Genomic DNA, 3947 nt, shown 5'->3' on the forward strand with positions numbered 1-3947 from the left:
CGAACCCTTGGCCGCGGGCGCCTTCGCCGCGCCCTGCCGCGTGCTCCGGCCCTTCTTGCCGGCCGGCGCCGTCCTCGCGGACGACCCCGTCTCGCCGGACGGCGCCGTCTCGCCAGAGGGCACCGCGCCCTTTCCCGCGCCGGCCATGGTGGCCTCCTCAGCGCTGATCGCCTCGACAGGCAGTGCGGGCAGCATAAGTCCCCTTTCGCGGGCCGGGTAAACACCCTGGGTCGGTTACCGACCGCTTATGCCCGGCGCCCGCTCACAAGGAAACTCCAGCGAATAGCAGGAGATCGCAAAGGAACCTCGTCACCGGGGCCGGTCCCCGGCGAGCCCCCGCGAAACGCGATAACGGGAAGAGGACGGTGGCCGCGTGCGTTAGAGTCGTGACGAGCAGTCTTGTGGCAGGCGCTGATGGGGACACCTGCCGCCGAACGCGGCCATGAGCGACCCGGGGACGGTGCGAGCCCGGGGGCGAGCCCGGCGGCCTGATCACCCCGGAGCCGCCGGAAGAACCGCCCCGGACCTCCCGTCCGCGGGCCCAGTAGACCCGGCAGCCGAGACTCGAACGAAGCGGGCCGCGCATGTCCGGGCGACCGGGCGCGCGGTCAAGGAGGGTGGTACCGCGGGTCCCCGCTCGGCCGGTCCGGGCAGGCGTCTCGTCCCTCCGGTCCACGTGCCGAGTTACGCGTCGATCCGGAGGTCCGCCCAAGTGAGCCGTAGTTTCCGGCCGCTGCCCGCGCAGGTCGATCTGCCCGCCATGGAGCGGGACATGCTGCGCCGCTGGCGGGAGAGCAAGGTCTTCGAGCGGTCCCTGGAGCGCACCGCGTCCGGGACCCCCTGGGTCTTCTACGAGGGCCCGCCCACCGCGAACGGCATGCCCGGCGTCCACCACGTCGAGGCGCGCGTGTTCAAGGACATCTTCCCGCGCTTCAAGACCATGAAGGGCTACCACGTCCCCCGGAAGGCCGGCTGGGACTGCCACGGCCTGCCCGTCGAGGTCGCCGTGGAGAAGGAGCTCGGCCTCACCGGCAAGAAGGACATCGAGGAGTACGGCGTCGCGGAGTTCAACGACCGCTGCCGCGAATCGGTCCTGCGCCACGTGGACGCGTTCGAAGAGATGACCGAGCGCATGGGCTACTGGGTCAACACCGACCAGGCGTACCGGACGATGGACCCCGAGTACGTCGAGGCCGTCTGGTGGTCCCTCAAGCAGGTCTTCGACAAGGGCCTGCTGTTCCGCGACTTCCGCATCACCCCGTACTGCCCGCGCTGCGGCACCGGCCTGTCCGACCACGAGCTGGGCCAGCCCGGCGGGTACGAGACGGTGTCGAGCCCGTCGGTGTACGTGCGGATGCCGGTCACGTCCGGCCCGCTCGCCGAGATGGGCGCCGCGCTGCTGATCTGGACGACGACGCCGTGGACGCTGGTGTCCAACACCGCCGTGGCCGTCCACCCCGACGTCACCTACGTCGCCGCCCGCCCCGCCGGGTCGGACGAGGTCCTCGTGGTGGCCGAGCCGCTCGTCGACCAGGTCCTCGGCGAGGGCGCCGAGCGCCTCGCGACCTACCAGGGCCGCGAGCTGGAGCGCACCACCTACCGGCGGCCGTTCGAGCTCGTCGACATCCCGGACGCGCACTACGTCGTGCTCGGCGACTACGTGACCGTCGAGGACGGCACCGGGCTCGTCCACCAGGCGCCCGCGTTCGGCGAGGACGACATGACCGTCTGCAAGAACTACGGCATGCCGATCGTCAACCCGATCGGGCCGGACGGCCGGTTCCTGCGTGAGGTCCCCCTCGTCGGGAACAAGTTCTTCAAGGACGCCGACGAGCCGCTCACCGACGACCTGCGCGCGCGCGGGCTGCTGTACCGGGGCGGCCACTTCGAGCACAGCTACCCGCACTGCTGGCGCTGCCACACGCCCCTGCTGTACTACGCGCTCCCCGCCTGGTACATCCGCACCACCCAGATCAAGGACCGGCTTCTCGAGGAGAACGACAAGACGAACTGGTTCCCCGAGACCGTCAAGACCGGCCGGTACGGCGAGTGGCTGCGCAACAACGTCGACTGGTCGCTGTCCCGCAGCCGCTACTGGGGCACGCCCCTGCCGCTGTGGGTGTGCGGCGCCGACGAGGACCACATCACCTGCGTCGGCTCCCTCACGGAGCTGGGCGAACTCGCCGGAAGCGACATGTCCGGCCTCGACCCGCACCGCCCGTACGTCGACGACGTCACGTTCCCCTGCCCGCAGTGCGGCACCGAGGCGCGCCGCGTCCCCGACGTCATCGACGCCTGGTACGACTCGGGCTCCATGCCGTTCGCCCAGTGGGGCGCGCCGCACCGCAACAACGACGTCTTCGAGAACACCTACCCGGCCCAGTACATCTGCGAGGCGCAGGACCAGACCCGCGGCTGGTTCTACTCCCTCATGGCGGTCGGGACGCTGGTGTTCGACAGGTCGTCCTACGAGAACGTCCTTTGCCTCGGCCTCATCCTCGCCGAGGACGGCCGCAAGATGAGCAAGCACCTCGGCAACGTGCTGCGGCCCATCCCGCTGATGGACCAGCACGGCGCCGACGCGCTGCGCTGGTTCATGCTCGCCAGCGGCCTGCCCTGGGCGTCCCGCCGGGTCGGCAACGCCGCCCTGGAGGAGATCGTCCGCAAGGTCCTGCTGACCTACTGGAACACCGCGTCCTTCTTCGTCCTGTACGCGAACGCGGCGCAGGCGCAGGGCAAGGCGTGGACGCCGGACCGGCTCGGTGAGGCGCCCGCGCCCGCCGACCGCCCGCTGCTGGACCGCTGGGCGCTCGCCGAGTTGCACCGCACCGTCCGCGAGGTGGACGCGTCGCTGGAGCAGTTCGACACCGCCCGCGCCGGGCGCCGCCTCGCCGAGTTCGTCGACGACCTGTCCAACTGGTACGTCCGGCGGTCCCGCCGCCGCTTCTGGGAGGGCCCCGAGACGGCCGAGGGCGCCGCGGCGTTCACGACGCTCTACGAGTGCCTGGAGACCCTCACCCGGCTGATGGCGCCGATGGTGCCGTTCATCACCGACCACGTGTGGGACGTCATCCGGCCCGAGGGCGGCCCCGATTCGGTGCACCTCGCCGACTGGCCCGCGGTGAACGAGGACCTCCTCGACGCCGACCTCACCGCCCAGATGGCCCTCGTCCGGCGGCTGGTCGAGCTCGGCCGGTCCGCGCGCGCCGCCAGCGGCGTCCGCACCCGCCAGCCGCTCGGCCGCGCGCTCGTCGGCGCCGCCGGCTGGACGGCGCTGCCCGAGCAGCTGCGCGCCCAGATCGCCGAGGAGCTGAACGTCCAGGCGTTCGAGGAGCTGTCCTCCATCGGCGGCGACCTCGTCGAGTACGAGGTCAAGCCGAACTTCCGGGAGCTCGGCAAGCGGTACGCCAAGGACACCCCGAAGGTCGCCAAGGCCATCACCTCCGCGGACCCGGCCGCGCTCGTGCACGCGCTGCGCGACACCGGCACCGCCGAGGTCGACGCCGAGGGGGTCGGCGCGGTGAGCCTGTCCCCCGGCGACGTCATCGTCACCGAGCGGCCGCGCAGCGGCTGGGCGGTGGAGAGCGCCGCGGGCGAGACCATCGCCCTCGACCTCACCGTCACCGCCGAGCTGCGCCGCGCCGGGCTCGTCCGGGAGGCCGTCCGGCTCGTCCAGGAGGCCCGCAAGGCCGCTGGGCTGGACGTCACCGACCGGATCGAGCTGTGGTGGCAGGCCGCCGGCGACGACCTCGCCGAGGCGCTGCGCGCCCACGGCGAGGAGGTCGGCGCCGAGGTGCTCGCCACGTCCGTCACCGAGGGCCGTCCCGAGGGCCTCACCGCCGGCCGCGACGACGAGCTCGGCCTGACGTACTGGCTCCGCAAGTCTTAGCCATCCCAGGGGGGCGACCCCCTGGAACCCCCGTCACGGTCGGGAGGCTGTTTCCCGC

General features: G+C 72.1%; 1 protein-coding gene. It reads left to right on the forward strand.

All coding sequences use genetic code 11. The features are described 5' to 3' along the window. The first annotated feature begins 712 nt into the window (after nucleotides 1–712). Nucleotides 713–3889 (forward strand): isoleucine--tRNA ligase, encoded by a 3177-nt coding sequence (ileS, locus tag ABZ914_RS48125; protein ID WP_500201323.1) that lies wholly within the window; start codon nucleotides 713–715, stop codon nucleotides 3887–3889. Nucleotides 3890–3947 lie beyond the last annotated feature (58 nt).

This window comes from Spirillospora sp. NPDC046719 (assembly GCF_040645715.1).
Taxonomy (GTDB): domain Bacteria; phylum Actinomycetota; class Actinomycetes; order Streptosporangiales; family Streptosporangiaceae; genus Spirillospora.